Origin of the sequence: Salmonella sp. SAL03688 (assembly GCF_046551895.1) — a bacterium.
Taxonomy (GTDB): domain Bacteria; phylum Pseudomonadota; class Gammaproteobacteria; order Enterobacterales; family Enterobacteriaceae; genus Salmonella; species Salmonella enterica.
This window is the reverse complement of record NZ_JBGDVI010000021.1, coordinates 1-24,212: the sequence shown is the minus strand read 5'-3', so window position 1 is coordinate 24,212 and position 24,212 is coordinate 1. Positions and strand designations below refer to the sequence as shown.

The following is a 24,212-nucleotide window of genomic DNA, read 5'->3' as shown; positions in this document are numbered from 1 at the left end:
ATACGAAGTATTTTGGACGTCTTATGGACGGCCCGAAGGGCGAGCGCAGCGAGCAATCCTCACGTACTCCAGTACGCTCCGGTTGCTGTGCGCTGGCCGTAACCAGACTAACTGCGCCGATAACGCCCTGGTTATGAGTTGATATGTCGCTATCCAGACTGCTAATCAAAGACTTCCGCAACATAGAAAATGCGGATCTCGCTTTATCCCCCGGCTTTAACTTCCTGGTTGGCGCGAACGGCAGCGGCAAAACCAGCGTGCTGGAAGCTATCTATACGCTTGGCCATGGTCGGGCGTTTCGCAGTTTGCAGCCTGGCCGCGTGATTCGTCATGAGCAGGAAGCGTTTGTTCTTCACGGGCGATTACAGGGCGAAGAGCGTGAGACGTCGATTGGTTTAACCAAAGATAAGCAGGGCGACAGCAAAGTCCGTATCGACGGTACCGACGGTCACAAGATCGCGGAGCTGGCGCATTTAATGCCGATGCAGTTGATTACGCCGGAGGGGTTTACTTTACTCAACGGCGGCCCCAAATACAGAAGAGCGTTCCTTGACTGGGGATGCTTTCACAACGAAGCCGGATTCTTCACCGCCTGGAGCAACCTGAAACGATTACTGAAACAGCGTAATGCTGCGCTGCGCCAGGTGAGTCGTTATGAGCAATTGCGCCCGTGGGATAAAGAGCTGATTCCGCTGGCGGAACAAATTAGTACCTGGCGGGCGGAGTACAGTAGCGCTATCGCACAGGACATGGCGGATACCTGTCAGCAGTTTTTACCTGAATTTTCCCTGACGTTCTCTTTCCAGCGCGGCTGGGAGAAAGAGACAGACTATGCGGACGTGCTGGAGCGAAGCTTTGAGCGTGACCGTATGTTGACCTACACCGCGCACGGGCCGCATAAAGCGGACTTTCGCATTCGCGCCGACGGCGCGCCGGTGGAAGATACCCTGTCGCGCGGGCAGCTAAAGTTATTGATGTGCGCCTTACGTCTGGCGCAGGGCGAGTTCCTCACCCGCGAAAGCGGGCGGCGCTGCCTGTACCTGATAGATGATTTTGCCTCTGAACTTGACGATGCGCGTCGCGGACTGCTGGCCAGCCGCTTAAAAGCCACGCAATCGCAGGTCTTTGTCAGCGCAATTAGCGCTGAACACGTTATAGACATGTCGGATGAAAATTCGAAGATGTTTACCGTGGAAAAGGGTAAAATAACGGATTAACCCAAGATTAAATGAGCGAGAAACGTTGATGTCGAATTCTTATGACTCCTCCAGTATCAAAGTCCTGAAAGGGCTGGATGCGGTGCGTAAGCGCCCGGGTATGTATATCGGCGACACGGATGACGGCACCGGTCTGCACCACATGGTATTCGAGGTGGTAGATAACGCTATCGACGAAGCGCTCGCAGGTCACTGTAAAGATATCGTCGTGACTATTCACGCCGATAACTCCGTGTCCGTAACGGATGATGGCCGTGGCATTCCGACCGGGATTCACCCGGAAGAAGGCGTCTCGGCGGCGGAAGTGATCATGACCGTTCTGCACGCGGGCGGTAAATTTGACGATAACTCCTATAAAGTCTCTGGTGGTCTGCACGGCGTGGGCGTCTCGGTAGTCAACGCTCTGTCGCAAAAACTGGAACTGGTTATCCAGCGAGATGGCAAAATTCACCGTCAGATCTACGAGCACGGCGTGCCGCAGGCACCCCTGGCCGTCACTGGCGATACCGATAAAACCGGCACGATGGTACGTTTCTGGCCGAGCCACGAAACCTTCACCAACGTCACTGAATTTGAATATGAGATCCTGGCGAAACGCCTGCGTGAACTGTCATTCCTGAATTCTGGCGTTTCCATCCGCCTGCGCGACAAGCGCGATGGTAAAGAAGATCATTTCCACTACGAAGGCGGCATCAAGGCGTTTGTTGAATATCTCAACAAGAATAAAACGCCGATCCACCCGAATATCTTCTACTTCTCCACCGAAAAAGACGGTATCGGTGTGGAAGTAGCGCTACAGTGGAACGACGGTTTCCAGGAAAACATCTACTGCTTTACCAACAACATTCCGCAGCGCGACGGCGGTACCCACCTGGCAGGCTTCCGTGCGGCGATGACCCGTACGCTGAACGCCTACATGGACAAAGAAGGCTACAGCAAAAAAGCTAAAGTCAGCGCCACTGGCGATGATGCCCGTGAAGGTCTGATTGCGGTGGTTTCCGTAAAAGTACCGGACCCGAAATTCTCCTCACAGACCAAAGATAAGCTGGTCTCTTCCGAGGTGAAATCGGCGGTAGAACAGCAGATGAACGAACTGCTGAGCGAATACCTGCTGGAAAACCCATCTGACGCGAAAATCGTCGTCGGCAAAATTATCGACGCCGCGCGTGCGCGTGAAGCGGCGCGTCGCGCCCGTGAAATGACCCGTCGTAAAGGCGCGCTGGATTTAGCCGGTCTGCCGGGCAAACTGGCGGACTGCCAGGAACGCGACCCGGCGCTGTCCGAACTGTACCTGGTGGAAGGGGACTCCGCGGGCGGCTCTGCGAAGCAGGGCCGTAACCGCAAGAACCAGGCGATTCTGCCGCTGAAAGGTAAAATCCTCAACGTCGAGAAAGCGCGCTTCGACAAGATGCTCTCCTCTCAGGAAGTGGCGACTCTGATCACCGCGCTGGGCTGCGGTATCGGTCGCGACGAGTACAACCCGGACAAGCTGCGCTATCACAGCATCATCATCATGACCGATGCGGACGTCGACGGCTCGCACATCCGTACGCTGCTGTTGACCTTCTTCTATCGTCAGATGCCGGAAATCGTTGAACGCGGCCACGTCTACATTGCCCAGCCGCCGCTGTACAAAGTCAAGAAAGGCAAGCAGGAACAGTACATCAAAGACGATGAAGCGATGGATCAGTACCAGATTTCCATCGCGCTTGACGGTGCGACTCTGCACGCGAACGCTCATGCGCCGGCGCTATCCGGCGAAGCGTTAGAAAAACTGGTCTCTGAATATAACGCCACGCAGAAAATGATTGGTCGTATGGAGCGTCGCTTCCCGAAAGCGCTGCTCAAAGAGCTGGTGTATCAGCCAACTCTGACCGAAGCCGATCTTTCTGATGAGCAGACTGTAACGCGCTGGGTGAATGCGCTGATTACCGAGCTGAACGAGAAAGAGCAGCACGGCAGTCAGTGGAAGTTCGATGTTCATACTAATACGGAACAGAATCTGTTCGAGCCTATCGTTCGCGTGCGTACGCATGGTGTGGATACCGATTATCCGTTGGATCACGAGTTTGTGACCGGCGCGGAATATCGTCGTATCTGCACGCTGGGCGAGAAGCTGCGCGGTCTGATTGAAGAGGACGCGTTTATCGAACGCGGCGAGCGTCGCCAGCCGGTAACCAGCTTCGAGCAGGCGCTGGAGTGGTTGGTGAAAGAGTCACGTCGCGGTCTGGCTATCCAGCGTTATAAAGGTCTGGGTGAAATGAACCCGGATCAGCTGTGGGAAACCACCATGGACCCGGAAAGCCGCCGTATGCTGCGTGTGACCGTTAAAGATGCGATTGCTGCCGACCAGCTGTTCACCACGCTGATGGGTGATGCCGTTGAGCCGCGTCGTGCCTTTATCGAAGAGAACGCCCTGAAAGCAGCGAATATCGATATTTAACCTGCCTTAATCCCCGGCCTACCGCTGGTTGGCCGGGGCATCATGATGTTCATCGACATAGCTGAATAAAAAATCTCTAAAGCGCTGAGTGGCGGGCGTTTGTACGCGCCACGCATGGAAATAAAGGTTCATATTGCGCCGCAGCGGAGGCGTGAGCGAACAGGTCGCTAATTGGTAGCTTTTGGCGTAATGGCGGGAAAAGGTTCCGGCGATCACCACGCCTTCACACTGCGCCGCCAGCGACATGGCGGTCGCCATATGTTCCACCGTCATTTTGGGCTTAATGCGCACGCCAGCGGTTGCGGAGATCATCGGAATGGATTCGTTGCCAACGGCGATCAGCTCTTCGCTTTGAATCTCTTCCCAGCGAACCGTTTTTTTATGCAGCCGATAGTCCGGATGGCAGTACAGGGCGATTTCCGTTGTGAACAGCGTTTGTTTGTCGATTTCCGGTTCCAGCGGCCGCTCCGGGCCGATACCAAAATCGGCTTCTCCCAACATAATGCTTTTTTGTAATTGCGACATGGGCTTATCAATAAGCTGTACGTGGGTATGCGGATGCTGCCGCTTAAAGGCATGGATGATTTGCGGCAGAAAAGCACAGGCGATCAGCGGCGCGCCAACAACCCGCACCAGGGATTTTTTGATCTCTTTCAGGTCGCGGGCATAATTTTCGGCCCGTTGAAACTCTTCAACAACCCGCATGGCGGCGGGTAAAAACTTTTCGCCGTCGGGCGATAGCTTCACCACGCGCGAAGTGCGGTCGAAAAGGGAAACCTCCATCTGGCTTTCCATTTCGTTGATTAAACCGCTAACAGCTCCCTGCGTGATGCACAGATATTTGCTGGCGGCGGTAAAACTACGCAAATCCGCGACGGCCAGAAACGCGCGAAATTGCCGGATAGTTAAATTCATTTGCCACCTGTGTTACCCCTTTACTGAGAGGATTTTATCTCAGGCTGGATAAGGTCGCGTTGATACGACTCGCAAATACAGGGTGTCTGCCTGCGGCGCAGGCAGACTGTTGGCTTATTTTACGGTAATGGTCGGCGACTTTTTCATGGTTTCTTCGGTCAGCTCCTGGCCGATGCCGGGAAGCTCCGGAACGTCGTACATGCCGTTCTTGGGTAGATAGTTGTATTTACAGGTCTGTGTATTCGGTTCCAGCAGCGCATACCGGTGCAGTTCGTGGATGACGAAGTTAGGGATCGCGGTTTCCATATGCAGCGCCACCGCTGTGGAAATCGGCCCGCCGCAAACATGGATTTGCACCGTTTTGTCGTAAACGTGCGCCATATCGCAGATTTTCTTCACTTCGGTGATGCCGCCGCAGGTGCAGATATCGGGCTGAATAACGCTCAGGCTGCCGTTTTCCAGGAAAGGACGGTATCCCCAGCGCCAGTAAATACGTTCGCCAGCCGCCAGTGGAATATTGACCTTATCGGCAACCTGCTTCATCTGTGCGGGATTTAACGGCATGACCGGCTCTTCGTAGTAGAAGATGCCCAGTTCTTCGATCATGCGGCCAAACTGAATCGCCGAGGTGGTGTCGGTAAAGGCGTGCATTTCGGCGATGATATCCACGTCCGGGCCGACTGCATCGCGAATGGCGGCCATACGGTCGTAGCCCAGACGCAGGATTTTATCGGTGAGAGGCCCGTTGAGGTTTTGCTGGTTCCAGTTGCCGTGGCGATCCATTGCGACGGTATCCACTTTTATTGCGTCATAGCCTTCGCTGACGGCGGTCAGCGCCGCCTGTGCATACTGCTCCGGCTCGGTCAGCATATCTTTATCGCTGCCGTCCCCCCAACCAAACTGTAGCTGACTGGCGTAGGTTCTTATTTTCTCGCGGCTTTTGCCGCCAAGCATTTTATACAGCGGCACGCCCCACGCTTTGCCTTTGATATCCCACAGCGCGATATCGATGCCGCTCATCGCCGCGGAAAAAATGCCGCCGCCGCCCTGTCCCCAGAAGGTTTTTTTGAGCATTTTTTCCCAGATAGCTTCGTTATTCATCGGGTCCATGCCGATGATAATGGCCGACAGGTCCTTCGCCATTCCGATGCCCGCAGAAGCGCCGACGCCGTAAGCCAGCCCGACTTCGCCAAAACCGGAAATGCCCTCATCGGTATTAATTTTTACCACCACCGGACGCCATTTGCTGGTGGCGGACGCAAAATCGTTCGCCACATCAATAATATCAACGCTGGTAATTTTCATCATTTACTCCTCGTAATTAATATTTTTTAATCGTTAAGATTAATGCCGATACCACGGCGATAGCGCTGATAAAAACCAGGCATAGTAAGCCGCCGGTATAAGTTCCAGTGATAGAAATAAATAAGCCGATAAATACAGGAGATAATGAAGAGAGTCCGTTGGCGACGCCGTTCATTACGCCGCTGGCGGCGGATATGGATTTTCCTGGTATCATTCCCTGTAATAACGTCCAGGCAACGGGGGTGCCCATCGTACAGAAAGCCACAGCAAAGGAGAGGAGTACTGCTGACATATATTTATGTTCGGTTATGGTACCGAAATAGATACTGACGCCAGCGAAAAACATTAATACCATTAATATGGGGGCGCTGCGTCCTATTTTATCGACGAAGACGCCTGCGGCCGCTTTGGCAAATATCGACAGGACAAAGGGAAGCGACGCCAGCCAACCCATTTCCGCCCAACTGAAACCTCTGGCTGATTTTAGATAGGTCGGTAGCCAGGTAATCATTCCCCAATATAAACATTGCAGACACAGATACCACAGCACCAGCAGCCAATAGCTGTAGTTGGTAATCACCGGTTTGACCCGCAACATAAAACTTTCGCTGTTGCCTGCGCTTTCCGTTTCCTGTCCAGCTTTGATATAAGCCAGTTCTTGTTCGCTGATACTTTTATGTTGTTCTGGTTTATCAGCAACATATCGCCAAAGTAGCCAAAGAGGGATTAACCCGAGAGCGGCGCATAAAAAGAAGTTGGAGCGCCAGCCGTGGGTGCCTATCCACCAGGTGAAAAAAGGCATCGCAATGGCGGGAGCGACTGACTGGCCGACGATCCACGCCGCGTTTGCTCTGCCGCGTTCCTGCTTCGGGAACCAGTTTTTAATAAATACGCTTTGCAGTGGATAATAAAATCCCTCTCCGATGCCCAGTAATATACGGCAAATAATAATTAGAGCGAATGATGTAGCGACTCCGCCAATCATTAAAGCGATAGTCCAGATCAGAATACAAAGCATCATTGCTTTTCTGGGGCCGAGATAATCACCAAGCGGTGATAATACAACGTTAGCGATACCATAAGCGGCCAGAAAGACGGTCATCATCATGCCGATTTGCAATGGTATACCTTCAATACCCATATAGGCTAAGAAGGGTTCATTCGCGGCTAATACCGAAACATTAACGCGATCGAGATAAGCAATAAATATTCCAATAAACAGACAGGCAACGATTAAAAATCTTTTCCTGGTTGGGGGGGCGGTAAGGGCCATCGACATTAGCGATCTCCTTCTCATCGGATAAGGTTATTTTAAAATATAAGTTTTTGTTGATTTTTACTGATTAAGAACCAATCCCATTAGGCTCTAAGTGATGATGTCCAAAGTAGCAATACACATTCTTTTAGAAAAACGGTATTTTCTGTTTGATTAATGAGGTTATCTAATACATCAGGAGGGAGAATACGGCCTGAAAAGGGGAATCCCGTTTGTGAATCTTATCCCCCTTTCTCTCGGATTCTTTGCTGTTTTTTGAGCGGAATCGCGTTAGCATGAGTCAGGACTCATTTAATGCGGGGATTTCATGGCTATCAAACTTATTGCTATCGACATGGATGGCACCCTTCTGCTGCCCGATCACACCATTTCTCCGGCGGTTAAAAACGCGATTGCCGCTGCGCGTGAAAAAGGGGTAAATGTGGTGCTGACCACAGGCCGTCCGTATGCGGGTGTGCACAGTTACCTGAAAGAACTTCACATGGAACAGCCCGGCGATTATTGCGTCACCTATAACGGGGCGCTGGTGCAGAAAGCAGGGGATGGCAGTACGGTGGCGCAAACGGCGCTCAGCTATGATGACTACCGTTACCTGGAAAAACTGTCCCGTGAGGTGGGTTCTCACTTCCACGCATTAGACCGAAATACGCTTTATACCGCTAACCGCGATATCAGCTACTACACGGTGCATGAGTCGTATGTGGCGACCATTCCGCTGGTATTTTGTGAAGCGGAGAAGATGGACCCGAACACCCAGTTCCTGAAAGTTATGATGATCGATGAGCCTGCCGTTCTCGACCGGGCGATTGCGCGTATACCGGCAGAGGTGAAGGAAAAGTACACCGTGCTGAAAAGTGCGCCGTACTTCCTTGAAATCCTCGATAAACGGGTTAATAAAGGCACTGGCGTAAAATCACTGGCCGAGGCGCTGGGTATTAAGCCAGAGGAGGTGATGGCGATTGGCGATCAGGAAAACGACATTGCGATGATCGAATACGCCGGCATGGGCGTGGCAATGGACAACGCCATTCCGTCGGTCAAAGAGGTGGCTAACTTTGTGACTAAATCGAACCTTGAAGATGGTGTTGCCTGGGCGATTGAAAAATTTGTGCTGAACCCCGATCACTCATCCGGCCATTTCCCCGCCCGATAAGGCATAGTCGCCATCGGGCAAATACGCGCTTAACGACCCGCACTTGCTGCGGGTTTTTTTATATCTTTCGTTTACGTCTTATAACGTCCCCATAACCAATTGTCGTTTTTGTGATCTAAATTGTAGTACAATATAATTGTGTTGTACTACATTGTTGACATGATAACGACGGTTGATATCACGCTAGTACTACAAAATTGCGGCGTAATTCAGCTATCGCGGTAAAGTAAGAGAGTTCACATCGAGCACAAGGACTCTCTATGACTCTCAATAAAACCGATCGCATCGTTATCACGCTGGGCAAACAGATTGTCAGCGGTAAATACGTACCCGGTTCGGCGCTGCCAGCGGAAGCGGATCTGTGCGAGGAGTTTGAAACGTCGCGCAACATCATTCGCGAAGTGTTTCGCTCGCTTATGGCGAAGCGGCTAATTGAAATGAAGCGCTATCGCGGCGCGTTTATCGCACCGCGTAACCAGTGGAATTATCTCGATACCGACGTGCTGCAATGGGTGCTGGAAAACGACTACGACCCGAGGCTTATCAGCGCGATGAGTGAAATACGAAACCTGGTGGAGCCAGCAATAGCACGCTGGGCGGCGGAACGGGCAACATCAAGCGATCTGGCTGAAATTGAGTCGGCGCTAAACGACATGATTGCCAACAACCAGGATCGGGAAGCGTTTAACGAGGCGGATATTCGCTATCACGAGGCAGTGTTGCAGTCGGTGCATAACCCGGTGCTGCAACAGTTAAATGTAGCGATCAGCTCGCTACAGCGAGCGGTATTTGAACGGACCTGGATGGGCGATGCGGCCAACATGCCGAAAACGCTCCAGGAACATAAGGCGCTATTCGATGCGATACGGCATCAGGATGGCGATGCGGCAGAGCAGGCGGCATTAACCATGATCGCCAGCTCGACACGAAGGTTAAAGGAAATCACATGACAGCTCGCTACATCGCAATTGACTGGGGATCGACCAATCTGCGCGCCTGGCTTTACCAGGGCGACAAATGCCTGGAGAGCAGGCAATCAGAAGCAGGCGTTACACGCCTGAACGGTAAATCTCCTGACGCGGTGTTAGCAGAAATCACAACACACTGGCGCAACAGCGCCACCCCCGTGGTAATGGCGGGCATGATCGGCAGTAACGTAGGCTGGCAAAATGCGCCTTATCTGCCGGTTCCCGCCCTGTTCTCCGCTATTGGCGAACAGTTAACCGCCGTTGGCGACAACATCTGGATCATCCCCGGATTGTGTGTCTCACGCGAGGATAACCACAACGTGATGCGCGGCGAAGAGACGCAACTGCTTGGCGCCCGCGAACTTTCTCCTTCTTCTGTCTATGTCATGCCCGGCACGCATTGCAAATGGGTACAGACTGATACGCAACAAATTCATGATTTTCGTACTGTGATGACAGGCGAACTCCATCACTTGTTGCTGCGTCACTCGCTGGTCGGGGCTGGTTTGCCGGAACAGGAAGCTTCTGGCGACGCCTATGCCGCGGGGCTGGAGCGCGGTCTTAATTCTCCTGCCGTCCTGCCTTCTCTTTTTGAGGTTCGCGCCTCGCACGTGTTAGGACACCTTGCGCGTGAGCAGGTCAGCGACTTCCTCTCCGGCCTGTTGATTGGCGCGGAAGTCGCCAGCATGAGCGAATCCTTCGCGGCGCAACAGGCTATCACTCTCGTCGCTGGACCCGCGCTGATCTCACGTTACCAACAGGCGTTTCGTGCTATTGGGCGTGATGTTTCAACCGTGGATGGCGATATGGCATTTCAGGCTGGAATAAGGAGCATCGCTCATGCAGTGGCAAACTAATCTCCCTCTCATTGCAATCTTACGCGGTATAACGCCCGACGATGCCCTGGCGCACGTTGGCGCGGTGGTGGATGCGGGATTTGACGCTATAGAAATTCCGCTTAACTCCCCACAGTGGGAAAAAAGCATTTCTTCCGTGGTGAAGGCGTATGGCGGCAGGGCGCTTATTGGCGCTGGTACCGTACTGAAACCGGAACAGGTAGACCAGCTTGCCGGGATGGGCTGCAAGCTGGTCGTCACGCCAAATATCCAACCGGAGGTGATCCGCCGGGCAGTGAGCTATGGCATGACCGTGTGTCCGGGCTGCGCCACGGCAACAGAAGCCTTTGCTGCGCTGGATGCAGGCGCACAGGCGTTAAAAATTTTCCCATCATCGGCGTTTGGTCCGGGCTACATCAGCGCGCTGAAAGCGGTACTTCCGCCGGATGTTCCGCTATTTGCCGTCGGCGGCGTGACGCCGGAAAACCTGGCGCAATGGATTAAAGCCGGCTGTGTGGGCGCGGGACTGGGTAGCGATCTCTATCGCGCCGGGCAATCCGTTGAACGCACCGCGCAGCAGGCTGCGGCATTTGTTAATGCGTATCGAGAGGCAGTGAAATGAAAATAACTCACATCACCACGTACCGTTTACCTCCACGTTGGATGTTCCTGAAAATCGAAACGGATGAAGGCGTGGTTGGCTGGGGAGAGCCGGTCATTGAAGGTCGGGCACGTACTGTAGAGGCGGCAGTACATGAGTTTGCCGATTACCTGATAGGGAAAGATCCGGCGCGTATCAACGACCTGTGGCAGGTAATGTACCGGGCCGGTTTTTATCGCGGCGGCCCGATTATGATGAGCGCCATCGCCGGTATTGACCAGGCATTGTGGGATATCAAAGGCAAGGTGTTGAATGCGCCGGTCTGGCAGCTCATGGGCGGCCTGGTGCGCGACAAAATCAAGGCCTATAGCTGGGTGGGCGGCGATCGTCCGGCAGACGTCATTGACGGTATTGAAAAATTGCGCGGTATTGGTTTTGACACCTTCAAGCTGAACGGCTGTGAAGAGATGGGCGTGATTGATAATTCCCGTGCGGTGGATGCGGCGGTCAATACCGTGGCGCAAATCCGCGAAGCTTTCGGCAGTGAAATTGAGTTTGGGCTCGATTTCCACGGTCGCGTTAGCGCGCCGATGGCTAAGGTGCTGATTAAAGAACTGGAACCCTATCGTCCGCTGTTTATTGAAGAGCCGGTGCTGGCGGAACAGGCGGAATATTATCCGCGCCTGGCAGCGCAAACGCATATTCCGATTGCCGCAGGCGAGCGTATGTTCTCGCGTTTTGAATTTAAACGCGTGCTGGACGCGGGCGGGCTGGCGATTCTACAGCCGGATTTATCCCACGCGGGCGGCATTACCGAATGCTATAAAATCGCCGGAATGGCGGAAGCATATGACGTGGCGCTGGCACCGCATTGCCCGCTGGGTCCAATCGCCCTGGCTGCCTGCCTGCATATCGATTTTGTTTCGCGCAACGCGGTATTCCAGGAGCAGAGCATGGGCATTCACTATAACAAGGGCGCGGAACTGCTCGACTTTGTGAAAAACAAAGAAGACTTCAGCATGGACGGCGGCTTCTTTAAACCCTTAACCAAACCGGGTCTTGGCGTAGACATTGACGAGGCCAGGGTGATTGAACTTAGCAAAAGCGCGCCGGACTGGCGTAATCCGTTGTGGCGGCACGCTGACGGATCGGTAGCCGAGTGGTGATCGCCACGCAGTAGGCTCAACAAACGTCGCCCTCCGGGCAACCCAATTTAAATATAAAAACACACCCTCTGTAATTTACAGGGCATGGTGAGCGGCCTCGCTATGCCCAGAATCTGGAGACAGATGACGATGGATATTTCAGTTACAGCAGCACAGCCGGGGCGTCGCCGCTATCTGACGCTGGTGATGATCTTTATTACCGTGGTAATTTGCTACGTCGATCGCGCCAACCTTGCCGTGGCTTCCATGCATATTCAAAAAGAATTCGGCATTACCAAAGCGGAAATGGGCTATGTCTTCTCCGCTTTTGCCTGGCTCTATACGTTATGCCAGATCCCTGGCGGCTGGTTTCTCGACCGTATTGGGTCCCGGCTGACCTATTTTATCGCTATCTTCGGCTGGTCAGTCGCGACGCTATTGCAGGGGTTTGCGACGGGACTATTGTCGCTTATCGGCCTGCGCGCTATTACCGGGATTTTCGAGGCACCAGCCTTTCCGGCAAATAACCGGATGGTCACTAGCTGGTTTCCGGAGCATGAGCGCGCATCCGCAGTCGGGTTCTACACCTCCGGACAGTTCGTCGGACTGGCATTCCTTACGCCGCTGCTGATCTGGATTCAGGAAATGCTGAGCTGGCACTGGGTCTTTATCGTCACCGGCGGTATCGGGATTATCTGGTCATTGGTCTGGTTTAAGGTTTATCAACCGCCGCGTTTGACGAAAAGCCTTAGCCAGGCGGAGCTGGAGTATATTCGCGATGGCGGCGGTCTGGTGGATGGCGATGCGCCAGCGAAAAAAGAGGCCCGCCAGCCGTTGACGAAAGCCGACTGGAAACTGGTGTTCCATCGTAAGCTGGTGGGCGTCTACCTCGGTCAGTTCGCCGTAAACTCTACGCTATGGTTCTTTCTGACCTGGTTCCCTAATTATCTGACCCAGGAAAAAGGCATTACCGCGCTAAAAGCGGGCTTTATGACGACCGTACCGTTCCTGGCTGCCTTTTTTGGCGTACTGCTCTCCGGCTGGCTGGCGGATAAACTGGTGAAAAAAGGCTTCTCGCTGGGCGTGGCGCGCAAAACGCCGATTATTTGCGGTTTGCTCATCTCCACGTGCATTATGGGCGCTAACTACACTAACGATCCGTTGTGGATTATGGCATTGATGGCGATAGCTTTCTTCGGCAATGGATTTGCGTCCATTACCTGGTCGTTAATCTCTTCCCTTGCGCCGATGCGGTTGATTGGCCTTACCGGCGGTATGTTTAACTTTATCGGTGGGTTGGGCGGGATTAGCGTACCGTTAGTGATTGGTTATCTGGCGCAAAGCTACGGTTTTGCTCCGGCGCTGGTCTATATCTCCGTTGTGGCTCTGCTGGGTGCGCTGTCTTACATCCTGTTAGTGGGTGATGTGAAACGCGTCGGATAAGTTGGCCGTGGCGAGCCGGAAGCTATTATGGCGAAGGATGACCGGCTATCCATGCGTCGAGCGCCGTCACTCCCTGCGTCACGATAGTTTTAATATCTATATCGCTTAGCGGTTGCAATTCCAGCTCCCGACAGGCTTCGGTTGCCTGCGTCATCCCCAGGCTGGCGCAGCCGCTTTTTAATTTATGCGCCAGCCGCTTAATGTTAACGTCGTCATTCATGGCGCGCGCCGCCTCGATCTCCTCGACTAAAGGCAGCGCGCTGTCTTTGAATAACGCGACCCATTGCCGGAGTTTTTCCGGGCCGACAGACGCCATATCGCCGGCAAGCTGATGTTCATTCAGCATCGCCCGCGCGTTGTGAGATTTGCCCTGTAAATAGTGCGCTATCATGCGGTAAAGCTCCTCGCGGGGAACGGGCTTTTGAATAATCCCGCAGAAAAGACCGGCGGTACGCTGACGAAGATTATCGTCTATCACATGCGCGCTAAAACCAATGCGTTTCATGGCGGGATACTGACTCATCAACTGCTGCGCCAGGGTTAAGCCGTCATAATCCGGTAAATCAAAATCCACCAGCGCCACATCAAAGGGCTCGCCTTCGGCTAAACAGCGTAGCGCGTCATTCGCGCTTTCAGCTACTGAGACCTTCACCCCTTTACCCGTGAGCATTTCAGCGGTAATACGCTGCGTCAGCATATTATCTTCAATCAGCAACAGACGTAGCCCGTTAAGATTTATCGGTTCCCTGAACGCACTTTTGCTTGCGGGTTTGGGGTGGCGAACCGGTAGTTGTAAACGAAAACAACTGCCAACATGAAGCGTACTGGTGACGGTTAGCGTCCCGCCCATTGCCTCTGCCAGGCTGGCGCTGATAGCCAGCCCCAGGCCCGTCCCGCCCCGGCGTCCTGTCGCCTGCACAAACGGTTTGAAAATAGCCGTCAGCTTCGCTTCAGGGATACCGCACCCGGTATCTTCAACCTCAATAAACCAGCTCTGATCGTCGCAAAACGTGCGCAGCACTATGCTGCCGCGATCGGTAAATTTCGCCGCATTACTTAAAAGATTAATCACAATTTGACGTATCCGGCGCGGATCGCCTTGTAGCGTGGAGGGGAGTTGCTCGCTAAAGTCGGCGATGAGCGCCACCTGCACGCGGCTGTGCATTAAATGCAGCGCGCTATTCAACAATTGTCGCGGTTCAAACGGCTCCTCGCTAATAGAAACGTTGGTGCCGCCTACTTCAATCGCCGAGTAATCAAGAATATCGTTAAGAATCGCCAGTAGCGATTCGCCTGAATCATTAATGGCCTGTAAGTCGTCGCGGTAGTTTGCCATGAGCGGTTTATCGGCCAGCAATTGTACCGTACCGAGAATGCCGTAAAGCGGCGTGCGAATTTCATGGCTCATGGCGGCAAGGAACGTCGATTTCGCCTCGTTGGCCTTTTCCGCTTCGGCGCGCGCCTGCCGGTGTTCCAGCACCAGCGCATGAAGCTCCGCCGTTTGCGAACGCACCTGTTCCGCCAAATCCTCACGATGGCGGTTTAATTTGCGCACGTTGGCGCGAAACGCTTCCATCAGACGGCTGATGGTATCCAGTTCGCTGACGCCAGCCGCCTCCGGAAACGGTGAGTCAATATCGCCCTCCAGTAGCCGCTGTAAGGCCTGCGTTTGTTGCGCCAGCGGGCGGGATACGGAACGGTAAACCACTCGCCAAAGAATAAAACTTAATGAGCACAGCGCCAGAATGCCTAAGATCACTAACCCTATTTGCCCACGCTGACTGGCGTGTGTAAGACGCGCTAACCCAGCCTCGTTTCGTTTTTCGATGGCGTTCACCAACTGCGACACTTCCGTACTGAAGCGGGTAAACTGAAAGAGGTTATTGGCCATAAGCGTTTGAAGCTGGTCGCGGATGGCGTTTTCCTTACGAAACAGGGTAACCAGTGTGGTGTACTGGTTTATTGTCTCCAGCGCGTCGGCGATTTGGGCGCGAACGGTAGGATCTTCTATACGCTGCTGGCGGCGGGATAAAATTTTAACCAACTGATTAAGTTTTTCATCGGTGTCCTCGGCATCGCTCAGCCCTTGCGCGTCTTTTAAGGTCACAATGAGCTGCTTAAACCGCAGGGCATTGACCCGCAACTCATTCATCTGATTCACATACTCAAGGTCGATATCAATCAATCGGTCAAGCGCGCGTTCAGCCTGATCCCCTTTACCGCTTTCGATAAGATCGTAAATACCGGCCTGGGTGGCGCCCGCAGATGTCGCTGCATTATTGGCCTGACCGTGAGCCTGGGCGGCAATGCTTTCCGCCGCCTCCGCAATCTGGCGGCTTAACTGCTGTTGCTGTGTGCGCAGCGTGAGAATTTCACCGACCAGCGTTCCCTGTTGCCCAAGCGTTTGCGCAATCTCTTTTTCTTGCCGGGCGATGGCCGAGGTATTAAATCCCTGCTCGCTTAATGCCTGCAAAAGATGGTTAATTTTAAGGCTTTGCGCTTTCAGCATCTTCCCCTGCGCCAGCCAAACGCCCTCACTGTCGGCATTGGTCAGATTTTGCGCAGAAAAGAGCTCGTAAGCGCTGGCTTCGCTTAACTGCCTGGCCATATTCATCGTGGGGAGCAGTGCTTGCGTATTGGTTTGCTCCACCTGACTAATGACGCGCAGGCTTATCCAGCCGATCACGGTGCTGAGCAGGGTGAGTGCCGCCATCAGGGCGAAGGCCAGCCATAATCTGCGGGTCAGTGAAGGCGTTGACATTTATGCGCCGCGGGTGAAATGGGTTGAGTTGCCGCCGGAAAAACCATTAGGATAAAACCTTGTTGCTGGTGGGGCTATCATGCGCGCGCTTATTTCGTTCTTTTTTTTGATAATCATCGTCTCGAATGTAGAAACGGCGTCAGCCGAAACCGGACTGCTACACTGGACGCGCGCCGATCGGGCGATTCCCTGGCGGCAAACGTCAGTCAATGCGAGTAAACCCTGGAAACTGTGCGCATTATACCCCAGCCTGAAAGATTCTTACTGGTTGTCCGTCAACTACGGGATGCAAAAAGCGGCCAAATTGTATGGCGTTGATTTAAAAGTGCTGGAAGCGAATGGCTATCGGCAACTGGCGACGCAACAACAGCAAATGATGCAATGCCGGGAGTGGGGCGCCGACGCTATTCTGCTTGGCAGCAGTACCGATCGTTTCCCGGAACTGGAACGGTATGCCGGTAATGTGCCGGTTATTGAACTGGTGAACATGATTCACGATGCCAGCGTCGCAACCCGCGTTGGTCTGCCGTGGTTTCAGATGGGGTATCTGCCGGGACGTTTCCTGGTGCAGTGGAACAAAGGAAAAGCGCTTAACGTTTTACTCTTCCCGGGGCCGGAAGAAGCTGGCGGCAGTCAGGAGATGGTGGCGGGTTTTCGTCAGGCAATTAAAGGCAGCGCCATCAACATTGTGGATATCGCCTGGGGCGATAACGACATTGAAGTGCAGCGAAACTTACTCCAGGAAATGCTGGAGCGCCATCCGGACGCTAATGTAGTCGCCGGGTCGGCGATAGCGGCGGAGGCGGCGATGGGCGAAGGGCGAAATTTGACGACTCCGCTCACGATTGTCTCATTTTATCTGACGCATCAGGTTTATCGCGGTTTAAAACGCGGCCATATCCTGATGGCGCTCAGCGATCAGATGGCCTGGCAGGGAGAATTAGCGATAACGCAGTCGATTAAGGTCTTACAGGGGCAGCCGGTGCCTGAAAATATCAGCCCGCCGGTGCTTATTTTGACGCATAACAACGCTGACAGCGCGCGCGTTCGTCGTTCGCTATCGCCTCCGGGATTTCGGCCCGTCTATCTGTATCAATACACCTCCGAGGCTAAAAAGTAGCCTTCGCCATGCTGTGTGACCAACAGTTCCGGCGTAATTTTATGGCGTAAGCGGCGAACCAGGACATCAATCGTGCGGAGATCCGGAGTCTCTACGCGGCGGGCGGAAAGCATTCGCAGCAGGCGTTCACGATGCAGCACTTTGCCTGGGTTGGTCACAAAGGCCAGCAGTAGCTCGTACTCCGCGCGCGTAAGCTTAATGGCTTCACCATTGTGCTCCAGCGTGTGATTCATCACGTTCAGGCAGTAACCGGAAAACATATAGCAGTTTTCACTGGCATTTTGCGGCGTGGGGCGGGCCAGATCGATGCGCCACAAAAGATTTTTCACCCGTACTACCAGCTCGCGCAGTTCCAGCGGCTTGGTGACGTAGTCGTCCGCGCCCATCTCCAGTCCGACGATGCGGTCTATTTGGTCGCAACGCCCCGTCACCAGAATAATGCCCACCGTGGAACGTTCGCGTAGCGCCCTGGTCAGCATCAACCCGTTTTCATCGGGGAGGTTGATATCCAGCAGGATCAGCGAAACGTGCTCATGCTCCATGATGTCGCGCAGGCCCGCGCCGCTGTCGGTCACCGAAACGCGATACCCCTCCTGCTCAAAATAGGCCTGTAATCTGGCCTGAGTAACAGGTTCATCCTCAACAATAACAATGTGATGTGACATCCTGCGCGCGGTCTCTTTCTGTTCATATCTGTTCATATATTGCCGTATCCCGTTCATCCTGACCAGTGACGCTGTTCATATTTGCGGAATAAGATCTGCGCATTAAACCATATAATTACAGGGGCTATTATGCGAAAACTCTGGAGAGCGCTACTCAGGCCAAGCGCCCGTTGGTCGATACTGGCGCTGGTCATTGTCGGGATTGTGATCGGCGTTGCGCTGATCGTGTTACCTCACGTCGGTATCAAACTGACCAGTACGACAGAGTTTTGCGTCAGCTGCCATAGTATGCAGCCGGTGTATCAGGAATATAAACAGTCCGTACATTTCCAGAACGCTTCCGGCGTACGCGCGGAATGCCACGATTGCCATATCCCCCCTGATATTCCAGGCATGGTGAAACGTAAGCTGGAAGCCAGCAACGATCTTTACCAGACATTTATCGCCCACTCGATTGATACCCCGGAAAAATTTGAAGCCAAACGCGCCGAGCTTGCCGAGCGTGAATGGGCGCGCATGAAAGAGAATAACTCCGCGACCTGTCGTTCCTGCCATAACTACGATGCGATGGATCACGCGAAACAGAACCCGGAAGCGGCGCGGCAAATGAAAATCGCCGCGAAAGAAAATCAGTCCTGCATCGACTGCCATAAAGGGATTGCCCACCAGCTACCGGATATGAGCAGCGGTTTCCGCAAACAGTTTGATGAACTGCGTGCCAGCGCCAGTACGCATAATGACGGCGATACGCTCTATTCGCTGGATATCAAGCCGATTTACGCCGCTAAAGGCGATAAAGAACCGGCAGGTTCGCTGTTACCTGCTTCTGAAGTGAAAGTCCTTAAACGGGATGGTGACTGGCTGCAAGTGCAAATCGAAGGCTGGACGGAGACGGACGGTCGCCAGCGCGTGCTGACGCAGTTGCCCGGTAAACGTATTTTTGTCGCCTCGATTCGCGGCGATGTGCAACAGCATGTGAAAACGCTGGAAGAGACCACCGTCGCGGCGACTAATACTCAGTGGAGCAAATTACAGGCAACTGCGTGGATGCAAAAAGGCGACATGGTAAATGACATTAAACCGATTTGGGCCTATGCCGACTCCCTCTATAACGGCACCTGTAATCAGTGTCACGGCGCGCCGGACAAAGCGCACTTTGACGCTAACGGCTGGATCGGCACGCTCAACGGCATGATCGGTTTCACCAGTCTGGATAAGCGTGAAGAACGTACCTTGTTGAAATATCTCCAGATGAATGCGTCTGATACCACCAACACGCCGCACAGCGATAAGGGAGAACACAATGAAAAATAAGGACTCGTTACACGTCTCTCGTCGACGTTTTCTGGCGCAGCTTGGCGGCTTGACGGTGGCAGGAATGCTGGGGCCGTCACTACTGACGCCCCGTAGCGCCCGCGCAGCGGATGCCGTTGCGCCAGGCGCCGCGACGAAAGAGGGTATCCTTACCGGTTCTCACTGGGGGGCGATTCGCGCCACGGTGGTTGACGGTCGATTTGTGGCGGCAAAACCGTTTGAACAGGATAAATACCCGTCCAAAATGATCGCCGGTCTGCCCGATCACGTCCACAACGCGGCGCGTATTCGCTATCCGATGGTGCGCGTCGACTGGATGCGCAAAGGTCATCAAAGCGACACCTCGCAGCGCGGCGATAATCGTTTTGTGCGCGTCTCCTGGGATGAAGCGCTGGATCTGTTCTATCAGGAACTGGAGCGGGTGCAAAAAACCTACGGGCCGAGCGCGTTACTGACGGCGAGCGGTTGGCAATCTACCGGCATGTTCCATAACGCCTCCGGGATGCTGGCGCGCGCGATTGCGCTACATGGCAATAGCGTCAGCACGGGAGGGGACTATTCGACCGGCGCGGCGCAGGTGATTCTGCCGCGTGTGGTGGGTTCAATGGAAGTGTACGAGCAGCAAACGTCATGGCCTCTGGTTTTACAGAACAGTAAAACGATTGTGCTATGGGGTTCTGATATGGTGAAAAACCAGCAGGCAAACTGGTGGTGCCCGGATCACGATGTCTATCAGTACTATGAACAATTAAAAGAGAAAGTTGCCAGCGGCGCTATCTCGGTCATCAGCATCGACCCGGTCGTCACCTCCACGCACGATTATCTGGGGCGCGATAAGGTCAAACATATCGCTATTAACCCGCAGACGGATGTCCCGTTACAACTGGCGCTGGCGCATACCCTGTACAGCGAGAAACTGTACGATAAAAATTTCCTCGATAACTATTGCGTCGGTTTTGACCAGTTCCTCCCCTATTTGCTGGGCGAGAAAGATGGACAGCCCAAAGATGCCGCCTGGGCGGAAAAACTGTGCGGTATTGATGCCGACACCATCCGCGCGTTGGCGCGGCAGATGGCGGGCGACAGAACGCAAATCATCGCTGGCTGGTGCGTACAACGTATGCAGCATGGCGAACAGTGGTCATGGATGGTCGTCGTGCTGGCGGCAATGCTGGGACAGATTGGTTTACCGGGCGGCGGCTTTGGTTTTGGCTGGCACTACAACGGCGCCGGGACGCCTGGCCGTAAAGGGATCATTTTAAGCGGCTTTTCCGGTTCGACGACCGTTCCGCCAGTACACGACAGCACGGATTACAAAGGCTACAGCAGCACCATTCCTATTGCGCGTTTTATGGATGCCATTCTTGAACCGGGCAAGGTCATTAACTGGAACGGCAAATCGGTTAAATTACCGCCGCTGAAGATGTGCGTGTTCGCCGGGACCAACCCGTTCCACCGACACCAACAAATTAACCGCATAATTGAAGGCTGGCGCAAGCTGGAAACGGTCATCGCCATTGATAACCAGTGGACGTCGACCTGCCGCTTTGCGGATATCGTTTTGCCGGCTACCACCCAATTTGAGCGTAACGACCTCGATCAGTTCGGCAATCACTCTAACCGCGGGATTATCGCCATGAAACAGGTGGTGTCGCCGCAGTTTGAAGCGCGTAACGACTTTGATATTTTCCGCGATCTCTGCCGACGCTTTAACCGTGAAGCGGCATTCACGGAAGGTCTTGATGAAATGGGCTGGCTGAAACGCATCTGGCAGGAAGGGAGCCAGCAGGGAAAAGGTCGCGGTATCCACTTACCGACTTTCGAGGTGTTCTGGAATCAACAGGAGTACATCGAGTTTGATCATCCGCAGATGTTTGTGCGCCATCAGGCTTTCCGTGAAGATCCGGACCTGGAGCCGTTGGGCACGCCAAGCGGTTTGATCGAGATTTACTCCAAAACGATCGCCGACATGCAATACGACGATTGTCAGGGCCATCCCATGTGGTTCGAAAAAATCGAACGCTCGCATGGCGGGCCGGGATCGCAGCGCTGGCCGTTGCACTTACAATCCGTCCACCCTGATTTCCGTCTGCATTCCCAACTGTGCGAGTCGGAAACGCTGCGTCAGCAATATGCCGTTGGCGGCAAGGAGCCGGTCTTTATTAACCCACAGGATGCCAGCGCGCGCGGGATCCGCAACGGTGACATCGTGCGGGTATTCAATGCACGCGGGCAGGTACTGGCGGGGGCGGTAGTTTCCGATCGCTATGCGCCGGGCGTGGCGCGAATTCATGAAGGCGCCTGGTACGATCCTGATAAAGGCGGCGATCTCAACGCGTTATGTAAGTACGGCAACCCTAACGTATTAACGCTGGATATCGGTACATCACAGCTCGCGCAGGCGACCAGCGCGCATACGACGCTGGTGGAAATTGAAAAATATACCGGCCCTATTGCTAACGTCACGGCATTTAACGGTCCGGTCGAGATGGTCGCGCAGTGTGAATATGTACCCGCATCGCAGGGGAATCCGCATGATTAAGCAGCCAGCGCTTGCTCAGGAACAGTACGCCTGCGTATATGCATGGCTGGCGTTACTCTTTTTCCGGGAAGTGGATGATGAAGGGTTAATACAATTACAGTCCGCGGAAATCGCGGACTGGCTGGCGCTGTTAAAGCGTCAGCCAGCGCTGGCGGCGTCGGTGGCGTTACTCGAACAAAAAATTGCCGCGCTTAGCCTGCGCCAGGATGCGCAGCTGGAGCTGGCCGCAGATTTTTGCGGATTGTTCCTCATGACGGATAAAAAATCGGCCTTGCCCTACGCCTCGCAATACCCGCAGCAGGAACCCGGCATGATTAAACATTTATTGCTTGAAGCCGGGATGGAAGTCAACGACGATTTTAAAGAGCCGAACGACCACCTGGCGATTTATCTGGAATTACTCAGCCATTTACATTTTTCATTGGGTGAATCGTTCCAACAACGGAGAATGAATAAATTACGCCAGAAAACATTGTCGTCATTACTGGAATGGCTTCCGGAATTTACAAATAATTGCCTTAAGCATGATCCCTATGGTTTTTATGCTGCGTTAAGTCAATTATTGTTGGCTATCGTTCGTTTTGATGACGGAAAAGAGGATTTATCCATTGTTGCGGCTGAATAAACCCTGTGACGGGCATCGCAAAATAAATCTTACGATAGTCGGGGGTTATCATATCTATAGGTTTAGCCAATTGTAATTATTGATACCAATCAATATCCATGATGGGTTTGTATTTAGTATTGACGGGCCTCATGAGTAAAAAAATAAAATTTAATTAATCATGCCGCAATACCCCATAAGGATAGTGATATGAAAAAAATTACCCTCTATGCGACAACGGTTATCACCGTTGGGCTGTTATGTTATTTAGGTTTGTCCGGGTATGTATGGTATTACGACAAACAGCGCAGTAAAAAAAGCGATGTGCAGGCCTCGGTTGTGGGTGAAAATAATAAAATACTGGGTTATTTCAGGGAGAAAGGATGTGATTATTGTCATACGCCTTCCGCTGAATTACCTCTTTATTCCTCTTTTCCGGTGGCAAAGCAGCTAATGGATTACGATATCCAGCTTGGCTACAAATCGTTTAACCTGGAGGCGGTACGGGCCGCCCTGATTGCGGATACGCCGGTGCCGCAAAGCGAACTGAATAAAATTGAATGGGTTATGCAACATCAGACTATGCCGCCAACCCGCTATGTCGCGCTGCACTGGGCGGGGGGCGTCAGCGATAAAGAGCGTACTGACATCCTGAACTGGATAGCCGATCAGCGTGAGCGCAACTATGCCAGCGCCGATACCGACCCCGCGCACCGGAATGAACCCGTTCAGCCTATTCCGCGCAATATTCCCGTCGATGCGAAAAAAGTCGACTTAGGTTTCCGTCTTTATCATGATGAACGTTTATCCGGCGACAGCACAATATCCTGTGCGCATTGTCACGCGTTAAATGCGGGCGGTGTCGATGGCAGAAAAACCTCAATTGGCGTTGGCGGTGCGGTAGGACCAATAAATGCGCCGACGGTATTCAACTCCGTATTTAATATCGAACAATTTTGGGATGGTCGTGCTGCAACCCTGCAGGAGCAAGCAGGCGGACCACCGTTAAATCCTATCGAAATGGCCTCTAAATCCTGGGATGAAATTATTAGCAAGCTTGATAAAGATCCTGTCCTGAAAAAAGATTTTCAGGCGGTTTATCCGCAAGGATTTACCGGGGAAAATATTACTGATGCGATCGCCGAATTCGAAAAAACGTTGATAACGCCGGATTCCGCCTTTGATAAATGGCTACGTGGAGATGAAAATGCGCTGACCGCGCAACAGAAACACGGTTATCAATTATTTAAAGAAAATAAATGTGCAACCTGTCACGGCGGTATCATTTTAGGCGGGCGCTCTTTTGAACCATTGGGATTAAAGCGAGACTTTAATTTTGGCGAAATTACCGCAGCGGATATTGGTCGTATGAACGTCACCAAAGAGGTTCGCGATAAATTACGGCAAAAAGTCCCGGGCTTACGCAACGTCGCGTTAACGGCGCCTTATTTCCATCGGGGCGACGTACCGACGCTGGATGGCGCGGTAAAACTGATGCTGCGTTATCAGGTTGGCACCGATCTGCCGCAAAACGATATTGACGATATCGTCGCCTTCCTGGAAAGCCTGACCGGTGTTTATACGCCATATCAACCTGAATATGCGCAATGACGATGATGCTTGAAGCCAGAGATCTGTACTGCGAGCGGGACGAGAGGACGCTGTTTCGCGGGCTGTCGTTCACCGTGGACGCCGGGGAGTGGGTGCAGGTCACCGGCGGCAACGGCGCCGGAAAAACCACCCTGCTGCGCCTGCTGACCGGGCTGGCGCGCCCGGACGGCGGCGAGGTGTACTGGCAGGGCGAGCCCCTGCGCCGCGTGCGCGACAGCTTCCATCGCAGCCTGCTGTGGATAGGGCACCAGCCGGGGATTAAATCCCGCCTGACGGCGCGGGAGAACCTGCAC

General features: G+C 53.3%; 19 protein-coding genes. 14 read left to right on the top strand and 5 right to left on the bottom strand.

Going from position 1 to position 24,212, the window contains the following annotated elements:
- Positions 1-143 precede the first annotated feature (143 nt).
- Both recF and gyrB read left to right on the top strand, forming a co-directional pair.
- Positions 144-1,217 (top strand): DNA replication/repair protein RecF, encoded by a 1,074-nt coding sequence (gene recF, locus ACLJR2_RS18725; protein ID WP_000059373.1) that lies wholly within the window; start codon positions 144-146, stop codon positions 1,215-1,217.
- A 28-nt stretch (positions 1,218-1,245) separates the two neighbouring features.
- Complete coding sequence (gene gyrB, locus ACLJR2_RS18720) at positions 1,246-3,660, top strand: DNA topoisomerase (ATP-hydrolyzing) subunit B (RefSeq protein ID WP_000072047.1); 2,415 nt, start codon at positions 1,246-1,248, stop codon at positions 3,658-3,660.
- An 18-nt stretch (positions 3,661-3,678) separates the two neighbouring features.
- Here gyrB and ACLJR2_RS18715 read toward each other — a convergent pair whose 3' ends face one another.
- The 3 genes from ACLJR2_RS18715 to ACLJR2_RS18705 form a co-directional block, all read right to left on the bottom strand.
- The gene (locus ACLJR2_RS18715) at positions 3,679-4,575 is read right to left on the bottom strand and encodes a LysR family transcriptional regulator (RefSeq protein WP_001054591.1); all 897 of its coding nucleotides are present in this window, start codon (positions 4,573-4,575) and stop codon (positions 3,679-3,681) included.
- Positions 4,576-4,689: 114 nt separating this feature from the next.
- Positions 4,690-5,883 (bottom strand): mandelate racemase/muconate lactonizing enzyme family protein, encoded by a 1,194-nt coding sequence (locus tag ACLJR2_RS18710; protein WP_000975839.1) that lies wholly within the window; start codon positions 5,881-5,883, stop codon positions 4,690-4,692.
- A 13-nt stretch (positions 5,884-5,896) separates the two neighbouring features.
- The gene (locus tag ACLJR2_RS18705; RefSeq protein WP_000061248.1) at positions 5,897-7,159 is read right to left on the bottom strand and encodes an MFS transporter; all 1,263 of its coding nucleotides are present in this window, start codon (positions 7,157-7,159) and stop codon (positions 5,897-5,899) included.
- Positions 7,160-7,463: 304 nt separating this feature from the next.
- Here ACLJR2_RS18705 and yidA point away from each other — a divergent pair, with 304 nt between their 5' ends.
- The 6 genes from yidA (at position 7,464) to ACLJR2_RS18675 (ending at position 13,302) form a co-directional block, all read left to right on the top strand.
- Positions 7,464-8,309, top strand: a complete 846-nt coding sequence (gene yidA, locus ACLJR2_RS18700) for a sugar-phosphatase (RefSeq protein ID WP_000985577.1) — start codon at positions 7,464-7,466, stop codon at positions 8,307-8,309.
- Positions 8,310-8,569: 260 nt separating this feature from the next.
- Entirely contained in the window at positions 8,570-9,259 is a 690-nt protein-coding gene (gene dgoR, locus ACLJR2_RS18695) for a D-galactonate utilization transcriptional regulator DgoR (RefSeq protein WP_000174317.1), read from the top strand.
- Positions 9,256-10,134 carry a 2-dehydro-3-deoxygalactonokinase gene (locus ACLJR2_RS18690; RefSeq protein ID WP_001533869.1) on the top strand — a complete coding sequence of 293 codons (879 nt, stop codon included), beginning with the start codon at positions 9,256-9,258 and terminating at the stop codon, positions 10,132-10,134. The genes dgoR and ACLJR2_RS18690 overlap by 4 nt, the downstream gene beginning before the upstream one ends.
- Positions 10,118-10,735 carry a 2-dehydro-3-deoxy-6-phosphogalactonate aldolase gene (locus ACLJR2_RS18685; protein WP_001198744.1) on the top strand — a complete coding sequence of 206 codons (618 nt, stop codon included), beginning with the start codon at positions 10,118-10,120 and terminating at the stop codon, positions 10,733-10,735. The genes ACLJR2_RS18690 and ACLJR2_RS18685 overlap by 17 nt, the downstream gene beginning before the upstream one ends.
- Entirely contained in the window at positions 10,732-11,880 is a 1,149-nt protein-coding gene (dgoD, locus tag ACLJR2_RS18680) for a galactonate dehydratase (RefSeq protein ID WP_000704735.1), read from the top strand. The genes ACLJR2_RS18685 and dgoD overlap by 4 nt, the downstream gene beginning before the upstream one ends.
- Positions 11,881-11,964: 84 nt before the next feature.
- On the top strand, positions 11,965-13,302 hold the full coding sequence (locus ACLJR2_RS18675) for an MFS transporter (RefSeq protein ID WP_000253524.1): 1,338 nt from the start codon (positions 11,965-11,967) through the stop codon (positions 13,300-13,302).
- A gap of 25 nt (positions 13,303-13,327) precedes the next feature.
- Here ACLJR2_RS18675 and torS read toward each other — a convergent pair whose 3' ends face one another.
- Positions 13,328-16,063: a TMAO reductase system sensor histidine kinase/response regulator TorS gene (torS, locus tag ACLJR2_RS18670; RefSeq protein WP_000106963.1), complete on the bottom strand. Its 2,736-nt coding sequence runs from the start codon at positions 16,061-16,063 to the stop codon at positions 13,328-13,330.
- Positions 16,064-16,142: 79 nt separating this feature from the next.
- On the opposite strand from torS, the gene torT reads away from it, so the two are divergent.
- Positions 16,143-17,183, top strand: a complete 1,041-nt coding sequence (torT, locus tag ACLJR2_RS18665) for a TMAO reductase system periplasmic protein TorT (protein ID WP_001202037.1) — start codon at positions 16,143-16,145, stop codon at positions 17,181-17,183.
- Here torT and torR read toward each other — a convergent pair.
- Positions 17,156-17,848 carry a two-component system response regulator TorR gene (gene torR, locus ACLJR2_RS18660; protein ID WP_001562512.1) on the bottom strand — a complete coding sequence of 231 codons (693 nt, stop codon included), beginning with the start codon at positions 17,846-17,848 and terminating at the stop codon, positions 17,156-17,158. The genes torT and torR overlap by 28 nt on opposite strands.
- Positions 17,849-17,977: 129 nt before the next feature.
- Between torR and torC the strand changes: the two genes are divergently transcribed.
- From torC to ACLJR2_RS18635, 5 genes are all read left to right on the top strand, one after another.
- Entirely contained in the window at positions 17,978-19,162 is a 1,185-nt protein-coding gene (gene torC, locus ACLJR2_RS18655; protein WP_001230254.1) for a pentaheme c-type cytochrome TorC, read from the top strand.
- Entirely contained in the window at positions 19,152-21,704 is a 2,553-nt protein-coding gene (gene torA / locus ACLJR2_RS18650) for a trimethylamine-N-oxide reductase TorA (RefSeq protein ID WP_000790672.1), read from the top strand. The genes torC and torA overlap by 11 nt, the downstream gene beginning before the upstream one ends.
- Positions 21,697-22,329: a molecular chaperone TorD gene (gene torD, locus ACLJR2_RS18645; RefSeq protein ID WP_000595420.1), complete on the top strand. Its 633-nt coding sequence runs from the start codon at positions 21,697-21,699 to the stop codon at positions 22,327-22,329. Before torA ends, torD begins: the two co-directional genes overlap by 8 nt.
- 189 nt (positions 22,330-22,518) lie before the next feature.
- Positions 22,519-23,919: a cytochrome c peroxidase gene (locus ACLJR2_RS18640; RefSeq protein WP_000724480.1), complete on the top strand. Its 1,401-nt coding sequence runs from the start codon at positions 22,519-22,521 to the stop codon at positions 23,917-23,919.
- A 5-nt stretch (positions 23,920-23,924) separates the two neighbouring features.
- On the top strand, positions 23,925-24,212 hold a 288-nt coding region (locus ACLJR2_RS18635), incomplete at its 3' end, for an ATP-binding cassette domain-containing protein (protein WP_024139840.1).